Below are 23,404 nucleotides of genomic sequence, written 5' to 3'. Positions count from 1 at the left end.
TCATAATTAACTTATATCTGTAGTAAAATAAGATAGCAAAAACTAAGAATAAGTTGATTTTAAAATTTTACCATATTTGCAAATCTTTGAAGTATAAATTTGGATCAATATTGTACACAAAATTAATTACATTTGGCAAATATTGACTCTTACAAGAAAGTTGTAAGCCTATTAGATAGCTACTATTACTGTTAAAAAGCTATATCCTTTATCTTAAGTATTATATTTATAAAAGATTAGAAAATGGCCTATCTTAATTTAAGTTTGACAGTATACTATATTTAAAATAATTTTATTCTTAATAATTTAATTATTTGGTAACAAATCTTCATCACTATCTACCTCAATGTCTTCAGTAATTTCGTCAAGACTATCAAGGGTATTGACCCAGTTTTTTCTTAGGGCATTTATAGATTTTTCAAAATCTTTATCCTTTAAGTACTCAATAAGCTTTTTATGTTCCTCATAAGTTGTAAATTGATCCTTATGGCTTTCAAAAAAGTAAATTTCAACTCTTTTTACCTTTCTCTTAAGACCCTCAATTATAGGATAAATTTCATCATTTAAAGACGAGTCTATAATAATCTTGTGAAATTTTTCGTCAAGTTTTAAAATTTCAAGTTGGTCTTTTTCCTTACTTTTAAGTTTAATCTTTTCATTAACATCTTCTAATTTTTTAATTATTTTTTCATCAATCCTTTTAAAACCTAACCTAAGTGAAAGACATTCTAAACTTGAAATAATTGGATAGATATCCAAGGTTTCTTTGATATTAATAGGGGCAACCATAGTCCACCTATTTGCCTTAGTCATAACAAGTCCCTCATCTTCAAGCTTTAATAAGGCCTCCCTTACAGGAGTTCTAGAAATCCCCAAGTCTTTAGATAAGTCATTTATCCTAAGTCTTGTCTTAGGCATTAACTCACCCCTTATAATTTGCTCGGAGATTATATCGTAAGCTTCATCCTTTATAAATTTTCTTTTAATTTTTGTATTAGTTAAAACCATAATAACTCCTTATTTAATCATGCGTGTATTATATCACATACTATATAAATTGTGAAAATATTTTTCGATTAGCAATATTTTTTATGAAAAATAATCAGAATTAAACATTATTTATTAAGATAAGAATTTATTTAGGTAAAAGAGAAGTTCTTATTTGGAAAGATAAAAATCATAACTCATGCTTATATAAGTTACAATAGATTTTTATTCTTATAAATATTTTCTTAGGCAAATAAACTTTTTTAAAAATTATTTGCAATTAAATTTTTTTGTAGTATTATGTAAACATAAGTTTTATATAAGTATTTGAAGGGAAGAGTAGGGATTTTACTTTTTTACAGAGAGGAAAGCAGAAGCTGAAAGCTTTCTATTAAAGACTATTCTGAAGACCACCCCCGATATTTTCCTTAATAGGAAGCGCAAGGTCTGCGATAAAACATTAATGAGTTTAAATTAAGGTGGAACCACGACACATCGTCCTTTGGGATGATGTGTCTTTTTTATTATTTAAAAGTAATTATTAAAGAATAAGGAGAGAGAATATGGTGGATGTAAAATTGCCAGATGGAAATGTAAAAGAATATGAAGATGGAGTAAGAGTAGGAGATGTTACAAAAGATATCTCTGAAGGACTTTTTAGATCAGCTCTTGGTGCTGTTGTAAATGGTGAAGTTAAAGGCTATGCTGAGCCAATTAATGAAGATTGTGATTTTAGAGTAGTTAAATTTGATGATGAAGAAGGAAAAGAGATATTTTGGCATACATCAAGCCACTTAATGGCAGCAGCTATAAAAGAAATCTGGCCTGATGCTAAATTTGCTATAGGACCTGCTATAAATGATGGATTCTACTATGATGTAGATTTAGAGCATAGGTTTGTTCCAGAAGATTTAGAAAAAATCGAAGCAAAAATGAAAGAAATTGCAAAAAAAGACCTCAAAATTGAAAGAAAAGAAATTTCAAGGGAAGATGCCCTATCATATTTCAAGAAAGAAGGTCAAGACTATAAGGTTGAATTGATAGAAGATCTTCCAAAAGATGAGTTGATTACAATATATGATATGGGAGATGGTGTATTTGTTGACCTTTGTAGAGGACCACACCTTCTTTCAACAAAAGCTATAAAGGCTATCAAACTTAAATCAATAGCTGGTGCTTATTGGAGAGGAGATTCTGATAGGAAGATGCTTCAAAGAATTTATGGTATAAGTTTTGAGAAGAAGAAACAATTAGATGAATATATACAATTACAAGAAGAAGCCAAAAGACGTGATCATAGGAAAATAGGTAAGGAAATGAACCTATTCTCTTTCCATGAGGAAGCTCCAGGATTCCCATTTTTCAAAGAAAATGGAATGATTCTAAGACATGAGCTTTTAAATTGGTGGACAAAAGTACTTGAGAAAAATGGTTATGGAGAAATAAAAACACCATTAATTATGAATGAAGAACTATGGCATAGGTCAGGTCACTGGGATCACTACAAAGAAAACATGTATTTTACAAAAATAGATGGTGAGAATTATGCAATAAAACCTATGAACTGTCCAGGTTCAGTATTAGTATATGGAGAAGAACCACATTCATATAGAGATCTTCCTATAAGACTTGCAGAATATGGCCAAGTTCACAGACATGAACTTTCAGGTGCTTTACATGGACTTTTCAGAGTAAGAACATTTACTCAAGACGATGCTCATGTATACTGCCTACCAAGTCAAGTAAAGGATGAGGTATTTAAGATGATTGACCTTGCCGATTTACTTTATTCTACATTTGGTTTCAAATATAAAATCGAGCTTTCAACAAGACCAGATGACTTTATGGGTAAGATTGAAGAGTGGAACTTTGCAGAAAAGGCCCTAGAAGATGCTTTAATAGAACGTGGAATTGAATATCAAATAAATCCAAAAGATGGAGCATTTTATGGTCCAAAGATTGATTTCCACTTAGAAGATGCGGCTAAAAGAACATGGCAATGTGGAACAATTCAACTTGATTTCCAATTGCCACAAAACTTTGACCTAACATATGTAGATGAAAATGGTGAAAAACAAAGACCAGTTATGCTTCACAGAGCTCTTTTAGGTTCTATTGAAAGATTTATAGGATCTATTACAGAACAATTTGCAGGAAGATTCCCTCTTTGGATTAATCCTAAACAAGTTGTTATAATTCCAGTATCTGATAAATATTCTGATTTTGCTGATGACTTATGTAAAAAAATCGAAAAAGAAGGTTTTAGAGTAGAAGTTGACCACAGAAGTGAGGGTGTAGGCTATAAGATTAGACAAGCTCAACTTATGAGAACAAACTACATGCTAGTTGTAGGTGAAAAAGAAGAAGAATCTGGCAAACTTACAGTAAGAAATAGGGACGGAGAAGAAACAAAAGACGTTTCATTCGAAGAATTTATTGAAAAATTAAATGAAGAAAAAGATTCCAAGTCAATGAAGTCTTTATTCTAGGAGATATGATGAAAGAAGTAAGAGCTTTAGTTTTAGGTACGGACGATAATTCATACTCTGTAGCTAGGAGCTACTTTGAAGCCTTTAATAAAAAGGCAGTTACGGTAGGGTCAGGGATTTTAAATGTTTATAGAAATACTAAAATCTCAACCCTTACTTATAAAAAAGGATTTTCAAGTCATGATGATCAATTTGTGACTATGCTTAATGAAGAAGCAAAAAAGTATCCTGATACAATATTTATAATCTTTGCACCTAATGAGATATATCTTAATATACTATGTAAGAATTTAGATAGGTTAGACTTTGATTGTAAGGCTGCCTATCCTTTCGGAAGAATTTATAAAGAATTATTTTATAAGTCAAAGTTTTATGAATATCTTGATAAGATAGGGGTTAGGTATCCGAAAACTGAAATTATCAGAAAAGATAATATAGAAAGCTTAAGTCTTGAAGGACATATCTTTATGAAGCCTGATGATTTCCCAGCCCTTTATGCTCTTGATTTCGAAAAAAAACAAAAGGGTTATGATATATCATCAAAAGAAGAAGCTATTAAAGTTTTGAAAGAAATCTATAAGGCAGGTTACGAGGGAGAGATGATTGTACAAGAATATGTAAATGGAGGAGATGGATCAGAGTATTCCTTAAATGGATATAGGTCTACTAAGGGTGAAACTTCCATGGTTCTTGCAAGAAATCTAATCTCTGACAAAAGGGTTTTGACGGTAGGAAATCACCTGGTTCAAGTTGATGCAGACAATGAGAAGATGAGAGAGATTGCAAAATATATAGTTGATAAGCTAGCTTATGTAGGTTTATTTAACTTGGATTTTAAGATGGATTCAAATACTGGAGAAATCTTTGTTTTAGAGATGAACCAAAGACAAGGTAGGACATTCTATTACTCTACTCTTGCTGGAGTAAATTTAATTGAACTTGCTATAAATGATTTAGGATATGGAAAAAGTGAATTGGTAGAGCCATCTAAGAAATTTAGGCTAATAAAATTAAGTGAAAAATGCTTAGAAGAGCATATGGACAAGAGTCTATTAGATGAATTTAATGATAAAGAAAGAGTAATAAACACAGCCAATCCAAATATAATGGAATATGATAACTCTTTTGAAAGAAAAATAATTTTAAAAAGACATATAAGAAAATCTGAAAAAGAAATTTTTGGATAAGAATAATAACGGCCTCGGCCGTTATTTGTTTTTATAGGGATTTTAAAATATATAAATTGCTCTTATTTATTAATTGAGCTAATATATGATATCATATATATAATAAGAGTTAAATAGGAAAGGCAATTATGGTAATAAAAGAAATTTCAAGAAATAAATATGATGATTTTTTAAAGAAAGTAGAAACTTATTCTTTTTTGCAAACTAGTGAAATGAAAGCTTCTTTAGAAAGTAATAATAGGGAAACTAAACTTCTAGCTCTCGTAGAGGATGAAGAAATTTTTGCTGTTGGTCTTAGCTTTATTAGAAATTTTCTCGGCGGGAAAAGAATTGACTTTATGGTAGGTGCAAGTTCTTATAATGAAAAATATGAATATCTCTTCTATGATAAAATGAAAGATTATGCCAAAGAAAATGGATATTTAAAACTTGTAATAAAGCTTGACAAAGATTTCAGAAAGTATGACCAAGAGGGAAAGCCATTAACAGATGAAGACTATTCTACCTTCTATAAGATGCAAGAGCTTGGATATATAAGAAATGATGGGACAGTTCCTGAATATGATGGATCACCTGATTATCAATTCGTAAAAGATTTGTCTGATTTTCTACCAGATGACTATGATAATCTTTTGAATTCATTTAATAAAAATGCCCAAAGAAAAATAAAAAAAGCTAAGGAGCTTGATATAAGAGTTAGGGAAATTAAAAAAAATGAAATGGAAGATTTTAAAAGTTTAACCCTTGAAACTGCTAAAAGACAAGGCTTTGGGGATAAGTCTATAGACTATTATAATACTTTCTATGATGAGTTTTCCGATAAAAAAGAGTTTCTAGTAGCAGAAATTAACTTAAATAATTCTATAAAAAGACTTGAAGAAATACTATCTGGTATAAAAGAGAATAATAAGAATAAGCAAAGAAGAGATTCTTTAAAAAATGAAATAGAAAGCTTAAAAGATTTAAAAGAAGATGCAAGTCGTGATATAATTCCTCTTGCTAATATGATCCTAGTTTATCAAAACAATCAAGCTATATATTTCTTAGGGGGATCTTTAACAAAATATCAAAAACTTCCAGGACCATTTATCCTACAATTTGAAGCGATGAAAAGAATTATGAAAAGAGGAATTAAAACCTATAATTTCTTTGGGATAGATGGGGTTTATGATGGTTCAGATGGAGTTTTAAGGTTTAAACAAAACTTTAATGGATATATAGTAAGGAAAACAGGGGCTTTTATCTATTATCCATTTCCAAAAAAATATAAGAGTCTTTTATTTTTAAAAAAAAGTAAAAATAAATTAAGTAACATCTAAAATAAAATGTAAAAAACTTTGAAAATGACTTGCAATATTCATTAAATTTAATAAAGTAAGTATATAGGTATTTAAATAGCGGCACTTGCCGTTATTTTTATTTTTTGAAAGGAGATTAGATGGCAGAAGTAAAATCACAAAAGTTAGGGAATATGCCTATGGGCAAGCTCTTGTTTGAGATGAGTATTCCCATTATTATATCAATGCTTGTTCAAGCTATATATAACATAGTAGACTCAATATTTGTAGCAAGGCTTTCAGAAAAGGCTCTTACAGCAGTTACAATTTCATTTCCCGTACAAAATGTAATTATAGCCTTTGGAGTAGGTATATCAGTAGGTGTGTCAGCCCTTTTATCTAGGTATTTGGGCATGAATAAGAAAGATGAGGCATCAAGTGTTGCAGTCCATGGACTTATGCTAGCAGGTATTTTATCATTTGTATTTGTTATTATTGCCTTATTTTTTGTAGAACCTTTTATAAGAATGCAAACAAAAGATCCTGAAATCATATCCTATGGGATAGATTATTTATATATAGTTTGCTTATTTTCTATGGGTGTATTTTTCCAAATTCTTTTTGAAAAACTCCTCCAATCGACAGGTCTTACTTTTTATACAATGATAACTCAAGGAATTGGAGCAATTATAAATATAATACTTGATCCGATTTTTATATTTGGTCTTTTTGGTTTTCCAAAATTGGGAGTTAAGGGTGCAGCAATCGCTACAGTCTTAGGTCAAATCATAGGAGCTTTAGTTGGACTAGGACTAAATATAAGAAAGAATAAGGAAATAAGATTTAGGTTTAGGGGATTTTCTGTATCTCATCTTATTTTAAAGGAGATTTTTGCTATAGGACTTCCAGCAGCTTTAATGAATGCTATAACTTCTTTTGCAGTATTTTTCATAAATACAATTCTTGCAGGTTTTGGTCAATCAGCTATAGCAGCATATGGGGTAATGTTTAAGTTGCAAAGTTTCGAATTCATGCCGGTTTTAGGTATATCAAATGCCATGGTACCTATAGTTTCTTATAACTTTGGGGCAGGCAATGAGAAAAGAATAAAAGAAGCTATAAAATTATCTATATCTGCAGCAACTATTATGATAGTTTTTGGCATGATAATTTTTATGGTATTTCCAGTACCTATACTTAAGTTGTTTTCAGCAACACCAAAGATGATGGATATAGGAGTACCTATGATTAGGATAATTTCAATATCCTACCTACCAGTAGGATTCTCCATAGTATGTGCTTCAATTTTTCAATCCTTATCATCATCTGGAGTAGCTTTATTTGAACCTTTCTTAAGGCAATTTATAATCCTTCTTCCTCTTATGTACTTTATAAGAGAAAGGACAGGAAATATAAATATGATTTGGATATCCTTTATAATAGCAGAATTTTTTGCGGCATTTTATTGTGTATATTTTTTAAGACGTGATTATAAGCAAAAAATCGAAAAAAATCTATAAATTAAAAAATGGGACTGTAGCAGAATGATTAATCTTTCCAAAATTATTACAAGCTCCTCCACGACAATTTTACATCCATGAGATGTTAAGCTATCCTCAATTGTCTGTGAGTAATTTGTAATGATGCAAGGATAGAAATTCATAATTTTGCAACAGTCTCTTCTCTTTGTCAAAAAGCACTTATAAGCTCTAATAGTGAGCATTTATCAAAAAAAACGTTTGATAAAGAAAAATAATTCCTTTCTGATATAAGAAGTGGTAATTACCATATTTTTAATTATCAGGAAAACGATATAAAGGAGACGATATGAAAGAAAAATATCTTGTCAAGAACAAACTACCTAAAAAAATTCTAGCTTGTGTTATTTCCTTATCAGTTTTAACTATAGCTTCTAGTGAGTCTTTTGCACAAGAAGATGTAGTAAATGACTCAAACATAGAAAATAAAGAAGTTATAAAAGAGCTTAAAAAGACGAGTCTATAGCAGAAGATGATTCTAATAAAGCCGAAGAAAATACAAAAGAAGATATAAAAAAAGATCTAGAGGAAAATACTGAGAATGATTTAAATACTACTGAAAAAAACGATACCAGTAAAGAAGTTATAGAGGGGAGATGTCCATATAGATGTTGATAATCCTATGAATGATATAGAAGAGAAAGGTTACATGTATGGATTTGTAACCAATAAGAATCTTTCAGCAGCTGTGTGGTCAAATTCTCAATTTAACTATGGTGGTGGATCAGATGATTATACTAGGCTTACCATAGAAAAGAAAACTTATGGGGATGAAAATTTCTTGGGAATAAACTCATCTTCCTACATCTACCAACTTGCCTATAAAAATAAGGATTGTAGCTACAAAGTATTTGATGAAAGAACTTGGATAAAACCATCAGCAAAGATTGCTTTTGCAGATGACTTAAATGATGATGGTAAAATCGACTGGCAAGATGGAGCCATAGCCTATAGGGATATAATGAATAACCCAATGGGTCATGAATACGTAAAAGACTTAGTAGGTCAAAGAATAGCCATGAACTTTGGTTCTCAAGCCCAAAATCCATTCTTAACAAGTCTTGATGGGATTAAGAAAGTTTACCTAAATACGGATGGACTTGGACAAATGGTTCTTTTAAAAGGATATGGATCAGAAGGTCACGACTCACTTAAACTATCCCTAGCAAGTCTTTTTAGTGCAATACTTGGACTATTTATAAGTAAAAAAAGAAAATAATAATAGTAATACTTTAATCCTCTTTAAAAAATAGCATCTAAAGACTCAATAAATTAAATAATTAAAGGAGTCTTTAGACGCAAATTGAAAGGGCTATGAATCTTTGAATTCATAGCCCTTTTAATTTTATATGACTGTGTAAAATTTATGTATAAAAATCTCATAGTTAGGCTAAAAAGCTAATTAGGATAAAACTTATGTCAAGAAAAAATGCTAACAAAATAAGAAATAAAATGATGTACTATAGAAAAACATATTATACAGCTTCCTTATTTAATATTATTCTTTTTTAGGATTTTTATAAGATACTAAATTATTTATCACAGATTTAACTATAAATAATCCCAAGTAACAAGAAATTCCTCAAATTAAAAGTGATGATTTAATTGATAAGTTAATATTAGGCAACACTCCTATAGTCTTCTTAATCACTTTAACAAAATATCTAAAGCTGTTTTCTCCATTGGCTATTATGAATTACAGTTAATATTGCTTGCTCCTTAGTTCCATATTTAGTGTAGAAGAAATGCTCTAATAAATAATTAAAACCTAACTTCTCACTTACACGTTTTGATTGAGTATTTTTTTTAAAATATCCACAAAATACTGCATCTAGTTCTAGAGTATCAAAACAATATTCCAAGATTGCATGACCTGCTTCTGTCATATAGCCCTTACCCCAAAAATTCTTACTTAAGACATAGCCTATTTCTCTACATTTTAAATTTTTATATTTTTCTCCAACAAGTTCTTCCTTATATTTTTCTATGCCAAATGAACCTATAACTTTACCAGTCTCTTTTTTGATTATAGCAAAAGTCTTTTTTCCGTTAATAAACATATCTAAAATTTTTGATGACTCTTCTATAGATTCGTGATGAGTCCGACCAGCCATTTCCCCAACACCTGGAATTTTTGCATATTCATTAAAATCTTTAAGATCATCTTTTTTAAAAGGTCTTAGAATAAGCGAATTTGTTTCTAATCTTATACCAGTAATATTTATGTCTGGATTCATAATATCCCCCAATTTTTAAATTATATTAAAGCTTTTATGCTATTTATTTAAAAATTAATAGCACATTAAAAGTCCATAGATTATACTTATAGCTTTATACTTTTTCGAATAATTTTTTTAAAATCTAAATTAAGATTCAATAACTAGGCTCTTTTTTTACTTTTTATTATTTTAGCATTATCTTTGTGAACTCCCAAGAAAAGATAGTCAAAAATCTTTATCCTAAATTGGTAAAAAATTATGCTTATAAAAAATGAAATTATAGTAGCTGAAATATATAGGTTTAAATTAGAAAGATATAAAAGATTTTCTAAAAGAAATTTAATAAGTACAAAAAGATACAAAAGGGAATTTAAAAAGTACTTTTCAAAGCCTATCTCATATATATCAGCCTTTAAAATAAGATAGGTTAAGAGTAGAAAACCTATAGAAAATCCTATAAAAATCTTAGTCTTATCTATAATAAAAATTTCAATTATAAAGATAAGAAAAGCTATTATGTAAAGATAAGGGTTTATCTTTTTTGAAGGGTTAATTCTTGCAAAGATAAAGTATATAAAGCCAAAAAACATATATTTATTGAAAGGACTTAAACCTTTAAGATAAGATGTATTAAAGCATAGTAAATAAAGGATAAATAATATTATCCCGCATATTTTTGTAAAGTAGGCTCCAAATACTTTTGTTAAAATCCTTTCTACTAGATATAATATAAATATATGCAATATTATTTTGTAATTAGATGCAATTATTTCAGATAAATTATTAAGTAAAATTCTAGGCTTAGTAGGGTCAAATCCTATTATATAAGCTCTTATAAAACTTAAAGATATAAGAGGAATGAAAAAGAATAGGACCTTTCTATCCTTAGTATTTGAAAAAATGGATGCAAAATAAGCCGTAATATATGAATAATATATCCAGGAAAAAGTTTCTTTATTTGTAAATAAGGGTAAATATATCATGATAAGGCTTAAAATAAGAGCCAATATATCTGCTATTATTAATTTTTGTTTTTTCATAGTATCACCACTTTAATTATATAATAATAGGGATTTAAAAGAAAATTATTTGTTAAAAGGATAAATCATGGCTAAGAAAAAAAGAAGTGAAATTTTCGCTGAAAAATCAAGAGAAAGAAAAACTTCTCCCTATCAAAAACATGATAGGAACAAAAGAAGAAATATAAGAAAAAAGAAAAATAAAAGAAATGGAATCATTAGGCTTTTAGTCATTGGAATACTTATTATATCTCCATTTTTCCTATATGAAAAATTCTATAACACTCCTCAAAGGTCTATTGATAAGGCCGTACTTAGTATAAAAGAACAAGATATAAAAGCTCAAGAGAAGTATTTTGATAAGGTGAGTAAAATCAACAAAGTCTTATCTGAATCATATTCTAGTGAATTGCCTGAACAAAAAGAATTCTTAAAGGCAAATTATGCAAATCTCAAAGTTTCAGTAAAAGATATAAAAAAGGCAAGTGATGGACTTGAAGTAGAAGTTGACGTCAAAAATGTTTGCTACATAGATGTATTTGACACCCTTAACCCAAAAGACAAAAATCTTCATAAAAGTTTTGTAAGAGAACTTTCAAATGAAAACCAAACTATAGAAGAAAATACAGCTAAACTTATCTTAGATAAGAAACTAAGCTACTATAAAATCTACGAATCAAGAGACTTCATTAATGCTATTTTAGGTGGTGCTTTGAAATATGCTGACAAAAATAAGTGATAGAGCTGTTGCAAAAAATATGAATTTCTATTGTTATATAATTACAAGTTATTCATAGACAACTTATAATAGCCTGCCGCTTATGGAGGTCAAATAATAATGGAGGAGTTTGTGATGATTTTTTAAATGATTGATTCATTGTGCAACAGTCCTATTTTTATATATTTATTCTTATTTTGTTTTTAATTAATATAAAGATGAATTTTTCCTTTTATGCTTTTATTTACAAGAAAGTAAAAATAAGGTCCATTGGTGGCTTTTAATTAGGGATTAATTTCCTTAAAATTTAATCGGCATGAAGATATTAACCTTTATGCCGGTTTTTATATGTCAATTTTACCGATGAAGTTCCAATAAAATCAAATTGTTGTCTTTTAAGATTTGTTCATTGAACTTTTTCTGATTGTTCTACATGAATTTTATCTACAAAAGTTCTTATTATTTCTGGATTAAGTTCTTTAATATCATGTACTTCCTTACAAATTTTAGGAATGATTTCACATTAATGTGAAAATTAGTTTGTACAAACTGGTATAATATTATAGAATAACTATACAAATTGTGCTAGTAAATTTTACACAATATTATGGACTTGACTGAAGATACTAATGACATTTTTAATTCTGTAGAAATTAAAGGGGGGATTTGCTATTTTATATCATCAAATAAACATATTGGTGAATTAGATTTTATAAAGCATACAAATGGCAATAGTATTCATAAAAAAAGAGAACTATTTATAAAAGGAATAGATGTAATACTTACAGACGAATATCAGTTTAGCATCCTAAAAAAAGTAAAAAAAGAAGAATTTCGTCCTTTAACTGAAATAACTAAAGGAAGAAATGCTTTCGGAATTATTGGGAAACAAAGTGTTGTGGAAAAAGTAGCATCAATTTATATGTTCAAAGGTGCTTGCGAACTCAGGTGTAAAGCTAATGAAATAAGGTATATCATAGAAGATAAAATAAAGAAGAATGTTGACATTTTTAACTCATATAAAGTTTTCATATCAAAATCTGCTGGAGCACCTCATACTGATAAAAAGGTGATTGGTCAACCATATATCGGCGAGAAAAAATCTGCCTGTACGGATTCATTAATACCAATTGGAAAGTTTGAAACAATCGAAGAAGCACAGAATCTTAAAAAATATTTAGAAAGTAAATTCTTGAGATTTATGGTTACTTTGGTTAAATCATCTCAAAACACTACTCAAATAGTATATAGATTTGTTCCACTTCAAGATTTTACTTCTGAGTCAGATATCGACTGGACAAAATCTATTAATGAAATTGATGAACAGCTTTTTGATAAATACAATCTTTCAAACGAAGAAAGAGAACATATAAAATCTTCTATAAAAGATATGTAATAATTCAAGGCTATGATTCGTTCATGGCCTTTTTCATTTATTTAAGAATTTATCTTTCCAAGTTCATAATCTTCTTTAAGCATTCTCTTTAAAGATCAAATTGGTATATCTAGAAAATCTTTTGCATCATTATTTTTTCTTTCAAGGTCTCCTCTTTCTTTAATTTCATATGAGTGTTCTTTAGCCATATCTAAAAGTACGTCTTTAATTTTTTGATTTTTCTTAGGTATATTCTATAAAGCTTTGTCTTTTTAATTCTTGATTTTTCATGTTTTTCTCCTTCACTTTTCTATACATATTCCTATACATTCCTCTATTAGTCAAGTAATTAGAAGATATTAATTATTATATAACAAAGAAAAAAGCTATGAATCATAAACCCATAGCCTTTTATCATGCCACCTAAAGACTTCCTAATTTAGTTTTTATTTAATCTCTAATTCAAAGAGTCTTTGAGGTCTTATTTTTTTATTTAATATCCTGGTTTTCCTAAAAGTTTGAACATTTGGGTTTTATACTCTTCTACACCTGGTTGGTTAAATGGGTTAACTCCAAGCATATAGCCACTTACTCCAACAACTACTTCAAAGAAGTATAAAAGTTCTCCCAAACTTTCTTCAGATACATCATCTATAGTAAGAAGAATATTTGGAACATTTCCCTTGATATGGGCTAAGATTGTACCTTCCATGGCCTTTTCATTTACATAAGAAAGGTCTCTTCCTGCTAAATAATTTAGACCATCTAGGTTATCAGAATCCTCTTTAATTGTAATATCCTTATCTGGTTTTTGAACCTTAAGAACTGTTTCAAATATATTTCTTTTGCCATCTTGGATCATTTGACCTAGGGAGTGAAGATCTGTAGTGTTATTTACAGATACTGGGAAAAGTCCCTTGCCATCTTTTCCTTCGCTTTCTGCAAATAATTGTTTCCACCATTCTGAAATATACTTAAGTTTAGGTTCATAGTTTACTAAAACTTCTATATCCTTACCATTTTCGTAAAGCATATTTCTAATAGCTGCATATTTTATAGCATCATTTTCTTCGAATGAATTAATAGTATATTTTTTGCGACCATTTTTAAAACCATCAACAAATTTGTCTATATCAACTCCAGCTACACATAAAGGAAGAAGACCTACTGCCGAAATTACTGAAAATCTTCCGCCTATATCATCAGGTACAACAAAAGTTTCATAACCTTCTTTAGTAGCTAAATCCTTTAAAGCTCCTTTTTGTCTGTCGGTTGTAACAAAAATCCTATTTTTAGCTTCTTCCTTACCATATTTTTCTTCGGCCATTTCCTTTAAAAATCTAAAAGCGATAGCTGGTTCTGTCGTAGTACCAGACTTTGAAATGACATTTACAGAAAATTCTTTCTCTTTTAGAAAATCAAGTAGGTCATAGAGGTATTCGCCAGATAGTTGATGTCCTGCATATACTAATTGAGTACCATTTTCTCTTCTAAAATAGCCTGCCATAGCATAATCTATAGCTTTTGTTCCAAGGTAAGATCCTCCTATACCAATAGTTACAAGTACATCGGAATTAGTTTGGATTTTCTTGCTAGCTTTTTTTATTCTTTCATATTCTTGCATATCTAGGTCAACTGGCCTATCAATCCAACCTAAAAAGTCACTACCTTCTCCTGTTTTCTCGATTAAAGTTTTGAATGCATCGAGACTTTTGTCTTTGTAAGAGTCAAGACCTGTAAGGTCAACATTAGTAAAATCTATATTCATTACAAATCCTCCTTTTTTTATTTATACCCAAAATATGAGCAATTATAAAAAAAATAAAGGAAAAGGTTGTTGATAATGATAATAATTTTCATTATTTTAGAATGATTAAAACTTTAGAATCATTATTGACATTTTTAAAGAAAGGTATATAGTAATTAATGTAGAGATGACAAGAACATGTATTTGAGTAACGCAAGAGAAAGGAAGTACATATAATGACATCATTAAAAGGAACAAAGACAGCAAGTAACTTAATTACATCATTTGCTGGTGAATCACAAGCAACAATGAGATATACAATTGCTGCAAAAATCGCTAAAAAAGAAGGATATGTTCAAATTCAACAAATCTTTGAGGAAACAGCAAGAAACGAACAAGTTCATGCTAAACAATTTTATAAATATCTTAAAGAAGAATTTAAACTTGATGCAATCGAATTAAACCCAGATTATACAGCATTTCCAGTTGTATACCATGATACATTAACAAATCTTCAAGGTGCAATCGATGGAGAAAACGAAGAAGCTGAAGATATGTATCCATCATTTGCAAAAATTGCAAGAGAAGAAGGATTTGATGAAATAGCAAGAAGCTGGGAACATATTGCTAAAGTAGAAGCAGCTCATAGAGATAGATATCAAAAACTTCATGATAATATTGAAAATGGAACAGTATTTGAAAAAGAAGAAAAAGTAATTTGGAAATGTTGGAACTGTGGATACCTTTACGAAGGTAAAAAAGCACCTAAGATTTGTCCTGCTTGTAAACATCCACAAGATTTCTTTGAGGTTGCAAACTTTAATTATTAATTAATAAAGAATTTAAAAAATAAAAATTAGAATCTTTCATTAAAAAACCTGCCTATAGGCAGGTTTTTTTTTAAGTTATTAATTTATTTATTGGGTATAATTATAATAAATAAATAAAGGAGGAGACTATGACAGAAAAAAGTATAAGATCTAGAGTCCAAAACTTTGGATCATTCCTTTCAAGCATGGTAATGCCAAATATAGCGGCACTTATTGCTTGGGGATTTATGGCGGCCTTATTCATACCAGCAGGATGGCTACCAAATGAAAATTTCAACAAGATAGTAGATCCACTTCTAAGATATGCTATACCAGCACTTATAGCCTATACAGGTGGAAACCTTATTAATCCTAAAATGGGTGGAGTAGTAGGGGTAGTAGCTTTAATGGGAGCAATAGCTGCAGCAGGAGAAGAAAAAATGCTGGTTGCTGCCATGCTTTTAGGACCTTTGGGAGGATGGCTACTTAAAAAGCTTCAAGATGCTTATGAAGGACATGTTCCAGAAGGCTTTGAGATGCTTGTAAACAATTTCTCTGCAGGATTTTTAGCCTTAGGCTTAGCCCTTTTATCATATGTAATTGTAGCACCTCTTATATCAGGTCTAACTGGCTTACTTGCAGCTGGAATAAATTTCTTATTAGAAAGATCACTTTTGCCTTTAGTTCACATCTTTATAGAACCAGCAAAAATCCTATTTTTAAATAACGCCATAAATCATGGTATTTTTACACCAATAGGATTAGAACAAGCTGCAGATACTGGAAAATCAATCCTATTTATGATTGAATCAAATCCAGGACCAGGACTAGGAGTTCTTCTTGCTTATTCTATCTTTGGTAATAAAAGAGAAAAATCATCAGCGGCAGGTGCAGCTATAATTCAAGTTTTCGGTGGAATCCATGAGATATATTTCCCATATATCCTTATGAATCCAAAACTAATCCTTGCAACAATAGTGGGAGGAGCTTCAGGTACCTTTACTCTTGAACTCCTTAATGGTGGACTTGTAGCAAGCCCATCACCAGGAAGTTTTCTAGCTTGGCTTGCTATGACTCCAAAAGGCTCCTACCTTGCAACAATCCTAGGATTTCTAGTTGCAACAGTCATTTCTTTTGCTATAGGTTCAGTAATATTAAGAACTTCTAAAAGCTCAAAAAGTTTAGATGAGGCAGAGGGAGATGTAAAAGCTAATAAATCTGGAAAAGAAACAGCAATAGTAAACGAAGAAAAGTCATTTGCTAACATTTCAAAGATAAGATTTGCTTGTGATGCAGGAATGGGTTCATCAGCCATGGGAGCAAGCATCTTAAAGAAAAAACTAAAAGAAGCAGGATTATTAGAAGGAATAGATATAACAAATGTAGCTATAGCCAATCTTCCAAAAGATGTAGACCTTGTAGTAACCCATAAAGATCTTACAGAGCGTGCAAAACAAATCGTTCCAAATGCAATACATGTTTCAGTAAATAACTTCATGCAAGCTCCAGAATATGATCAAGTTGTAGAAAGGCTTAAAGAAGCAGAAAGTACAGCAAAAGTTGAGAACAAAGAAGAAGTAAAAGAAGAAACTCAAAAAATAGCTGACTTGAAAGAAGAAAAGAAAAATACTATCTTATTAAAGGATAATATAATTTTAGATGAAACATTTGAAAATAAAGAAGAAGCCATTAAAAGAGTTCAAGAATTATTGGAAAAATCAGGCTATGTAGATAAGGGTTATGAAGCTGGTATGCTTCAAAGAGAAAAAGAAGCCCCTACCCACTTTGGCATAGGTCTTGCCATTCCACATGGAACAAATGAAACTAAAAAAGAGATAAAAAAATCAGGTCTTGTAGTAATAACAAGTAAAAATGGAGTAGACTGGGACGGAGAATTAGTAAAACTAATAGTAGGAATAGCTGGAAAAGGTGATGATCATATAGGAATTCTTGCTAATGTCGCAAATAATATCAACACAGAAGAGATAGTAAATTCCTTAGTAGAAAACTCCAATAAAGATGAGATATATGAAATCTTAACAAGAGAGGAAGAATAAATATGAAGACAGCAATTCAATTTGGAGCAGGGGCCATAGGTCGTGGGCTACTTGGAAAAATAATTCACGACTCAGGTTACAAACTCATATTTGTAGATGTATTTGACAAAATAGTAGACCAAATCAATGAAGATGGATATGTAGGTCTAGAACTAATGGATCATGAAAATAAAGCTATAAAACTTGAAAATGTATCAGCCCTATGCTCAAGTAAAGATGAAGATCTTGAAAAAATCTATGAAGCAATTACAAAAGCTGATATCATAACAACCTCAGTAAGAGTAGAAAACCTAGACTCAACATCAAAGATTATAGCAAAAGGCCTTGAAAAAAAAGACCCATCTACACCAAAAGTAGACATAATGGCCTTTGAAAATGCCTTCAGAGCAAGTGATATCTTAAAAGGACACCTACTACAAAACACAAGTCTAACAGAAGAAGAAGTAGATAGCCTTGCAACTTTCCCAAACACAGTAACAGACAGAATTGTACAAAATAAAACAGTAGATGGAAGGTCAGTAGTAGAAATTTCAGACGACTTCGAAGCAGTAATTGAACAAACAAAACTAAAAGATTCAACAACAAAACCAATAAAAGATGCTGAATACACCCAAAACATAGACGAAGAACTAGAAAGAAAACTCTTCCTAGTAAACGGAGTTCATGCAGCAACATCCTACTTTGGTTACTATAAAGGCTACACAATGATGGATGAGGCCTTCGGAGATGAAGAAATTCTTTCGGATGTTAAAAAACTAATGGAAGAATCATCAAAAGTACTAATCAAAAAATATGGATTTGATAAAGTAGAGTTAGATAAATTCAAAGAATCAAAATTAAATAGATTTCTAAAGACAGCAAGCCATGATGAAGTAGCTAGAGTTGCAAGAGATCCACAAAGAAAGCTAGGTAAAACAGATAGGCTAGTAAGTCCTGCAATATCAGCCTATGACAATAATCTAGAATATGATTATCTTGCTAAAGCCATAGCCTATGCATTCAAATATGACAACAAAGAAGATGAAAAAGCATTAGAAATACAAGATTATATCAAAGAAAATGGCATAGAAAAGGCCATTGAACACTTTGCAGAAATCAAAAAAGACGAAAGAAGTGGACTATTTGAAAAAATAGTTGAAGAATATGAAAAAATAGACTAAAAACATAAAAAATATCCAGGCCACTTGGTCTGGATATTTTAATTATTTATATTACCTTTTCAATAAATTTTCTATATTTTTTCTTAAACTTATCTTCCCAATTAGATGTTATAAGATAAGTTATATCCTTTAAGTTCGTATGCTTGTAATTGCTCACAGTTTCAAGCTTATCCTTTGTAACCATACATAAGACATCTGTAGAAATATCACTCATTTTCTTTTTTATGACAGACTCTTCAAAGGTATTTACACTTACACCATATTCGAGATTAATATTGTAAACTCCCATTATATAAATGTCTGGAACAAAGTAATCAAGTTCTTTTAGGGTCATTGGTCCGAAATTACTCATAGTTCTTTTGTCATAGTCTCCACCCAAGACTATACACTCTATATTCTTGTGGTTGTTAAGACTCACTGCTATAGGTATGGAATTTGTAATAATCTTACACTTAAAGTCTAGAGGAATTTGGTTTATAAGGGTGTTGTTTGTAGTTCCACCATCTATAACTATAAGGGAGTTCTCCTTTATAAATGGAAGTGCTTTTTTAGCCATGATTTTTTTTTCTTCCTGACCAATCTTCGATCTATATTCAAAATTGGTAATCTTTGGTCCAATCTTTAAAGCTCCACTGTGAACCCTTTTAAGTTTTCCTAAATTATCTAATTCTTTTAAATCTCTTCTAATAGTGTCCTCTGAAACGTCAAACCTTTTACTTAGCTCGCTTGCTATAACCTTGTGTTCAACTTCGAGAATCTCAATAATCTTTTCTTGTCTTTCAGCTTTTAACATATATTCTCCTAATAAGAATTTACCTAGATTATCTAAAAAATCAAGCAAACATGCAAAAAAATACAGGAAAATGCTTGACAATGCGTGTTTACGATGGTAATATAAGATAAAACAGCATAAACACGCAAAAAAAGGAGCACAAATGAAGACTTTACTATCACCATCCATAATGTGTGCTAACTTATTAAATCTTGAAAAAAGCATTGATGAGCTTAAAGAATCAGGCTTTGATAGGCTACACATAGATGTTATAGATGGAGCTTTTGCCCCATCTATGCCACTTGGACTTGAAACAATAAAAGAAATTAGAAAATATACTGATATGTATATTGATGTTCATATAATGAGTGTCAACAACGAATACTTTATAAAAGAGATGATTAACTTAAATGTTGATAGGATTAGCTTCCATGAAGAAACATCAGTTCATGTCCAAAGATATATAGATATAGTAAAAAATGCAGGCATAGAAGTAGGAGTTGCCCTTACACCTGCGAGGGATGAAAGTGTTCTAAAATACGTAATAGACCAACTAGACTCTGTCTTAATTATGATGATAAATCCAGGCTATGCAACAAACAAAAATGAAGGGCAAATAAAATATGGTCTAGAGAAGATTAAAAATATCAAAGAAATGATTGATAGATCAAACTCTAAGGCAAAAATACAACTAGATGGAAGGGTAAGTACTGATAAGTTTAATGACTATATATCATATGGTGCAAGAGACTTGGTTTTAGGTTCAAAAAGTTTGTATAAGAAAGGCTTAAATCTTAAGGAAAATAGGGAAAACATCATAAAAAGTATAAAGGAGGCAGAAAATGGACTTTAAAGAATCTTATGGAATTATTTTGGGTGAGTTATCCAACTTATTTGAAAAAATTGATGAAAAACAAGTTGATGAGTTAATAGAAAAAATTAATAAGTCTGAGAAGGTATTTTTTGTAGGTGTAGGAAGAGTTAAGCTTTCACTTGAGGCTATAGCCAAAAGGCTATCCCACCTTGGTGTAAGCTGTCATGTAGTTGGGGAGATAACAGAGCCTGCTATTTCTGAAAACGATTTGCTTATAGTAGGTTCAGGAAGTGGAGAAAGTCTCTATCCTTTAAGCATAGCAAAAAAGGCAAAAGAGATAGGAGCAATGGTTTGTTACATAGGTTCAAACCCTAATTCAAGCATGAAAGAATATACTGATATCATGCTTAGGATACCAACAAATACTAAATTAAATCTAAAAGATGAGCTTCTAAGCAAGCAACCTATGACAAGTTTGTTTGAACAAGCGTTATTAATACTAGGTGATTCTATAGCTTTGAAAATAGTTAATGACAAAAATATCGATATGGTCAAACTATGGCAATACCATGCAAATCTTGAGTGAGGAGTAAGAAATGTCAGAAAAAATATCAATTAGAGGAAGAGTTCAGTCATTTGGTGGATTTCTAACAAATATGGTCTTACCAAACATAGGCGCCTTTATAGCTTGGGGTCTTGTAACAGCCCTATTTATCGAATCAGGTTGGTTTCCAAATAAAAAATTGGCAGGCCTTGTTGCTCCATCAGTTAAATACCTCCTACCATTACTTTTAGCAAATACTGGCGGAACCATGGTAGGTGGAAAAAGGGGTGGAGTACTAGGTAGCATAGCAACAATGGGACTTATAATAGGAGCCGAAATACCAATGTTTCTAGGGGCCATGATAATGGGACCTCTTGGTGGCTATATCATGAAAAAAGTAGATTCATTACTTGGAAATAAGATTAGGTCTGGTTTTGAAATGGTAGTTAATAACTTTGCTATTGGTATTTTAGGCTTTATCCTAATGATTCTATCTTATTTATTTATAGGACCACTTATAGAATCGTTAAATATTCTAATAACAAAGGCAATCGAAGTATTAGTATCAACAGGATTTTTACCTTTACTTTCAGTGATAAATGAACCAGCTAAAGTGTTATTTCTCAATAACGTAATAGATCAAGGTATCTACTACCCATTAGGTATGCAAGAAACCCTTGCTACAGGAAAATCCATATACTTCATGGTGGCATCAAATCCAGGACCAGGTCTAGGACTTTTACTAGCATATACCCTTTTTGGCAATGAATCAGCTAGAAAATCAGCACCAGGAGCTATAGTAATCCACTTTATAGGTGGTATCCACGAGCTATACTTTCCATATGTATTGATGAAACCTATCACAATAATAGCAATGATTTTAGGTGGAATGTCAGGAACCTTTATCTTTAACCTACTAGGAGTTGGATTAACAGCGGGACCATCACCAGGTTCAATCATCTCCTACCTTGCCCTAACCCCAAGAGGAAACTACTTTGGAGTTATATTAGGAGTTTTTGTAGCAACTCTTGTAAGTTTCTTAGTTACATCATTAATTCTTAAAGCTAGCAAGGAAAGCGAAGAAAATATAGGAAAATATGAAGCTCAAACTAAAGAAATGAAACAAAATAAGAAAATCACAGGAAAAATTAGTAAAGTTGCCTTTGCTTGTGATGCTGGAATGGGTTCATCTGCCATGGGAGCATCAAGATTTGCAAAAATGCTAAAAGATAACAACATAAACAGTATTCAAGTTAAAAACTTTACCATAGAAGAAGTTCCAAGTGATTATGATGTAGTTGTATTACACAAAAACCTGTATGACAGGGCAAAAAGAAAACTTGGAAATTATAATATTATAACAATAGAGAATTATCTTAATGATGTCAATTTAGATAGGTTATTATCCGAAATTAAAAATCAAGAAGGCAAGTATTATGAAAGCTTTGAAGAAAAGAAAATGAAAAATAAAACTTATAGGCAAATATTAAAAAAAGAAAATATAATCCTTGATGAAACATTTGTTAGTAAGGAAGAAGTTATAAAGAAAGTTCAAGAACTTATGGAAAAATCAGGTTATGTAGATAAGGAATATGAGGCTGGTATGCTTCAAAGAGAAAAGGAAGCTCCAACTCACTTTGGTATAGGTCTTGCCATACCTCATGGGACTAGTGAAACTAAAAAATCTATAAAAAAATCTGGAATAGTTGTTATAGTTAGTAAAAAAGGAGTAGATTGGGACGGAGAGCTTGTAAAACTAATAGTAGGAATAGCTGGAAAAGACGATGACCACATAGGAATACTAGCAAACGTAGCAAATAAAATCAATGCAGAAGAAGTAGTAAATAATCTTGTAGAAAATGCAAATAGAGACGAAATCTACGAAATCCTAACAAAAGAGAATAAATAAGAATTTGAAAAAAGACAAATTTTTATTGCAGAGAGTAAATTAATGAATAAAGCTAATAAGTTTTTCTTTACTATATAATTAATTTAGATATAAAGGGACTTTCCTTTACTATTTACTTAAGTTAAAGTAATGTTCTGTTCTTTAACTAGATGTAAGAAGTTTTGTGTATAATAAATTTCAAAGTACTTTGTCTACAGAAAAGCTGCCAAATGGCAGTTTTTTATTGTACACTTAAGTTAGTTGAGCAAATGGAATATAGTAAAGCAAAAAACATCTGCTATGCGGGTGGGGGAAAGCTTTAGATTCAAGTGCACCAAAACAAATTCTCTTTAATTATTATAGGCATATGCATAATTAAAATGAGATTTTTTAATAAGAATAGTTTATAACATGGGACAAAAGGGATGTTCATTTTGTCCCTTTAATAATGGGTCTAAAAAGCTTGTTTTAAATTTCACTTTATTATGCTAAAATAGTTCTAGTAGAAACTTTGGAAAAATAGGAGAATATTATGAAAGCAATTTTGACAGTGATTGGAAATGACAAACCGGGTATTGTATATAAGGTTTCTGAACTACTTTTTAAGTTCAATATCAACATCCTAGATTTTAGTCAAACTATTATGGATGATAAGTTTGTTGCTATTTTAAATGTTGACTTAAAAGAGTCTAATGATTCTTTTGAAAATGTAAATAAGGCTATAGGAAAGCTTTCTAAGGAGATTGGCCTTGATTTAAGGCTCCAAAACGAAGAACTTTTTGATAAGATGGCAAGGATTTAGTT

At 30.4% G+C, this 23,404-nt stretch carries 21 protein-coding genes; 15 read left to right on the top strand and 6 right to left on the bottom strand.

All coding sequences use genetic code 11. The features are described from left to right. Positions 1-306 precede the first annotated feature (306 nt). Positions 307-1,008, bottom strand: a complete 702-nt coding sequence (locus HV819_RS03780; protein ID WP_154539605.1) for a GntR family transcriptional regulator — start codon at positions 1,006-1,008, stop codon at positions 307-309. A gap of 542 nt (positions 1,009-1,550) precedes the next feature. Here HV819_RS03780 and thrS point away from each other — a divergent pair. From thrS to HV819_RS03750, 6 genes are all read left to right on the top strand, one after another. After that, complete coding sequence (gene thrS / locus HV819_RS03775) at positions 1,551-3,476, top strand: threonine--tRNA ligase (protein WP_154539603.1); 1,926 nt, start codon at positions 1,551-1,553, stop codon at positions 3,474-3,476. A gap of 8 nt (positions 3,477-3,484) precedes the next feature. Further along, positions 3,485-4,663: a carboxylate--amine ligase gene (locus HV819_RS03770; protein WP_154539601.1), complete on the top strand. Its 1,179-nt coding sequence runs from the start codon at positions 3,485-3,487 to the stop codon at positions 4,661-4,663. Between the two features lie 128 nt (positions 4,664-4,791). Then, positions 4,792-5,982: a peptidoglycan bridge formation glycyltransferase FemA/FemB family protein gene (locus HV819_RS03765; RefSeq protein WP_154539599.1), complete on the top strand. Its 1,191-nt coding sequence runs from the start codon at positions 4,792-4,794 to the stop codon at positions 5,980-5,982. 119 nt (positions 5,983-6,101) lie between these two features. Then, positions 6,102-7,460: an MATE family efflux transporter gene (locus HV819_RS03760; protein ID WP_154539597.1), complete on the top strand. Its 1,359-nt coding sequence runs from the start codon at positions 6,102-6,104 to the stop codon at positions 7,458-7,460. A gap of 307 nt (positions 7,461-7,767) precedes the next feature. Next, positions 7,768-7,944 (top strand): hypothetical protein, encoded by a 177-nt coding sequence (locus HV819_RS03755; RefSeq protein ID WP_176269545.1) that lies wholly within the window; start codon positions 7,768-7,770, stop codon positions 7,942-7,944. Between the two features lie 138 nt (positions 7,945-8,082). After that, a complete protein-coding gene (locus HV819_RS03750) occupies positions 8,083-8,697 on the top strand; it encodes an endo-alpha-N-acetylgalactosaminidase family protein (protein ID WP_328700348.1) in 615 nt (204 codons plus the stop codon). Between the two features lie 445 nt (positions 8,698-9,142). Here HV819_RS03750 and HV819_RS03745 read toward each other — a convergent pair whose 3' ends face one another. Next, a complete protein-coding gene (locus HV819_RS03745; RefSeq protein ID WP_154539593.1) occupies positions 9,143-9,715 on the bottom strand; it encodes a GNAT family N-acetyltransferase in 573 nt (190 codons plus the stop codon). A 143-nt stretch (positions 9,716-9,858) separates the two neighbouring features. Next, positions 9,859-10,737 (bottom strand): hypothetical protein, encoded by an 879-nt coding sequence (locus HV819_RS03740; protein WP_154539591.1) that lies wholly within the window; start codon positions 10,735-10,737, stop codon positions 9,859-9,861. A 67-nt stretch (positions 10,738-10,804) separates the two neighbouring features. Between HV819_RS03740 and HV819_RS03735 the strand changes: the two genes are divergently transcribed. After that, entirely contained in the window at positions 10,805-11,455 is a 651-nt protein-coding gene (locus HV819_RS03735) for a hypothetical protein (RefSeq protein ID WP_176269544.1), read from the top strand. Positions 11,456-11,840: 385 nt separating this feature from the next. On the opposite strand, the gene HV819_RS11555 is transcribed toward HV819_RS03735, so the two are convergent. Further along, on the bottom strand, positions 11,841-11,897 hold the full coding sequence (locus tag HV819_RS11555; protein ID WP_328700347.1) for a hypothetical protein: 57 nt from the start codon (positions 11,895-11,897) through the stop codon (positions 11,841-11,843). Between the two features lie 144 nt (positions 11,898-12,041). Here HV819_RS11555 and HV819_RS03725 point away from each other — a divergent pair, with 144 nt between their 5' ends. Continuing rightward, positions 12,042-12,830, top strand: a complete 789-nt coding sequence (locus tag HV819_RS03725) for a hypothetical protein (RefSeq protein ID WP_176269543.1) — start codon at positions 12,042-12,044, stop codon at positions 12,828-12,830. Between the two features lie 472 nt (positions 12,831-13,302). Here HV819_RS03725 and HV819_RS03720 read toward each other — a convergent pair whose 3' ends face one another. Further along, positions 13,303-14,577: a glucose-6-phosphate isomerase gene (locus HV819_RS03720; protein WP_154539587.1), complete on the bottom strand. Its 1,275-nt coding sequence runs from the start codon at positions 14,575-14,577 to the stop codon at positions 13,303-13,305. A gap of 215 nt (positions 14,578-14,792) precedes the next feature. On the opposite strand from HV819_RS03720, the gene rbr reads away from it, so the two are divergent. The 3 genes from rbr to HV819_RS03705 all read left to right on the top strand — a co-directional run bounded on the left by rbr (position 14,793) and on the right by HV819_RS03705 (position 18,582). Beyond that, on the top strand, positions 14,793-15,386 hold the full coding sequence (gene rbr / locus HV819_RS03715) for a rubrerythrin (RefSeq protein ID WP_154539585.1): 594 nt from the start codon (positions 14,793-14,795) through the stop codon (positions 15,384-15,386). Positions 15,387-15,514: 128 nt separating this feature from the next. Continuing rightward, positions 15,515-17,422 (top strand): PTS mannitol transporter subunit IICBA, encoded by a 1,908-nt coding sequence (locus tag HV819_RS03710; RefSeq protein ID WP_176269542.1) that lies wholly within the window; start codon positions 15,515-15,517, stop codon positions 17,420-17,422. A 2-nt stretch (positions 17,423-17,424) separates the two neighbouring features. Next, a complete protein-coding gene (locus tag HV819_RS03705; RefSeq protein ID WP_154539581.1) occupies positions 17,425-18,582 on the top strand; it encodes a mannitol dehydrogenase family protein in 1,158 nt (385 codons plus the stop codon). Positions 18,583-18,628: 46 nt separating this feature from the next. Here HV819_RS03705 and HV819_RS03700 read toward each other — a convergent pair whose 3' ends face one another. Further along, positions 18,629-19,375 (bottom strand): DeoR/GlpR family DNA-binding transcription regulator, encoded by a 747-nt coding sequence (locus HV819_RS03700; RefSeq protein WP_154539579.1) that lies wholly within the window; start codon positions 19,373-19,375, stop codon positions 18,629-18,631. Between the two features lie 142 nt (positions 19,376-19,517). Here HV819_RS03700 and HV819_RS03695 point away from each other — a divergent pair, with 142 nt between their 5' ends. The 4 genes from HV819_RS03695 (at position 19,518) to HV819_RS03680 (ending at position 23,402) form a co-directional block, all read left to right on the top strand. After that, a complete protein-coding gene (locus HV819_RS03695) occupies positions 19,518-20,207 on the top strand; it encodes a ribulose-phosphate 3-epimerase (RefSeq protein WP_154539577.1) in 690 nt (229 codons plus the stop codon). After that, positions 20,197-20,754 (top strand): 6-phospho-3-hexuloisomerase, encoded by a 558-nt coding sequence (gene hxlB / locus HV819_RS03690; RefSeq protein ID WP_154539575.1) that lies wholly within the window; start codon positions 20,197-20,199, stop codon positions 20,752-20,754. The genes HV819_RS03695 and hxlB overlap by 11 nt, the downstream gene beginning before the upstream one ends. A 10-nt stretch (positions 20,755-20,764) precedes the next feature. Beyond that, positions 20,765-22,621, top strand: a complete 1,857-nt coding sequence (locus tag HV819_RS03685; RefSeq protein WP_176269541.1) for a PTS mannitol transporter subunit IICBA — start codon at positions 20,765-20,767, stop codon at positions 22,619-22,621. Positions 22,622-23,132: 511 nt separating this feature from the next. Further along, positions 23,133-23,402, top strand: coding sequence for an ACT domain-containing protein (locus HV819_RS03680; RefSeq protein ID WP_154539571.1), 270 nt, complete (start codon positions 23,133-23,135; stop codon positions 23,400-23,402). The last annotated feature ends 2 nt before the right edge of the window (positions 23,403-23,404 follow it).

Source organism: Anaerococcus faecalis (genome assembly GCF_013371425.1).
Lineage (GTDB): Bacteria > Bacillota > Clostridia > Tissierellales > Peptoniphilaceae > Anaerococcus > Anaerococcus porci.
The sequence above is the reverse complement of the archived record's forward strand: the minus strand, read 5'-3'. Positions and strand labels throughout refer to the sequence as shown.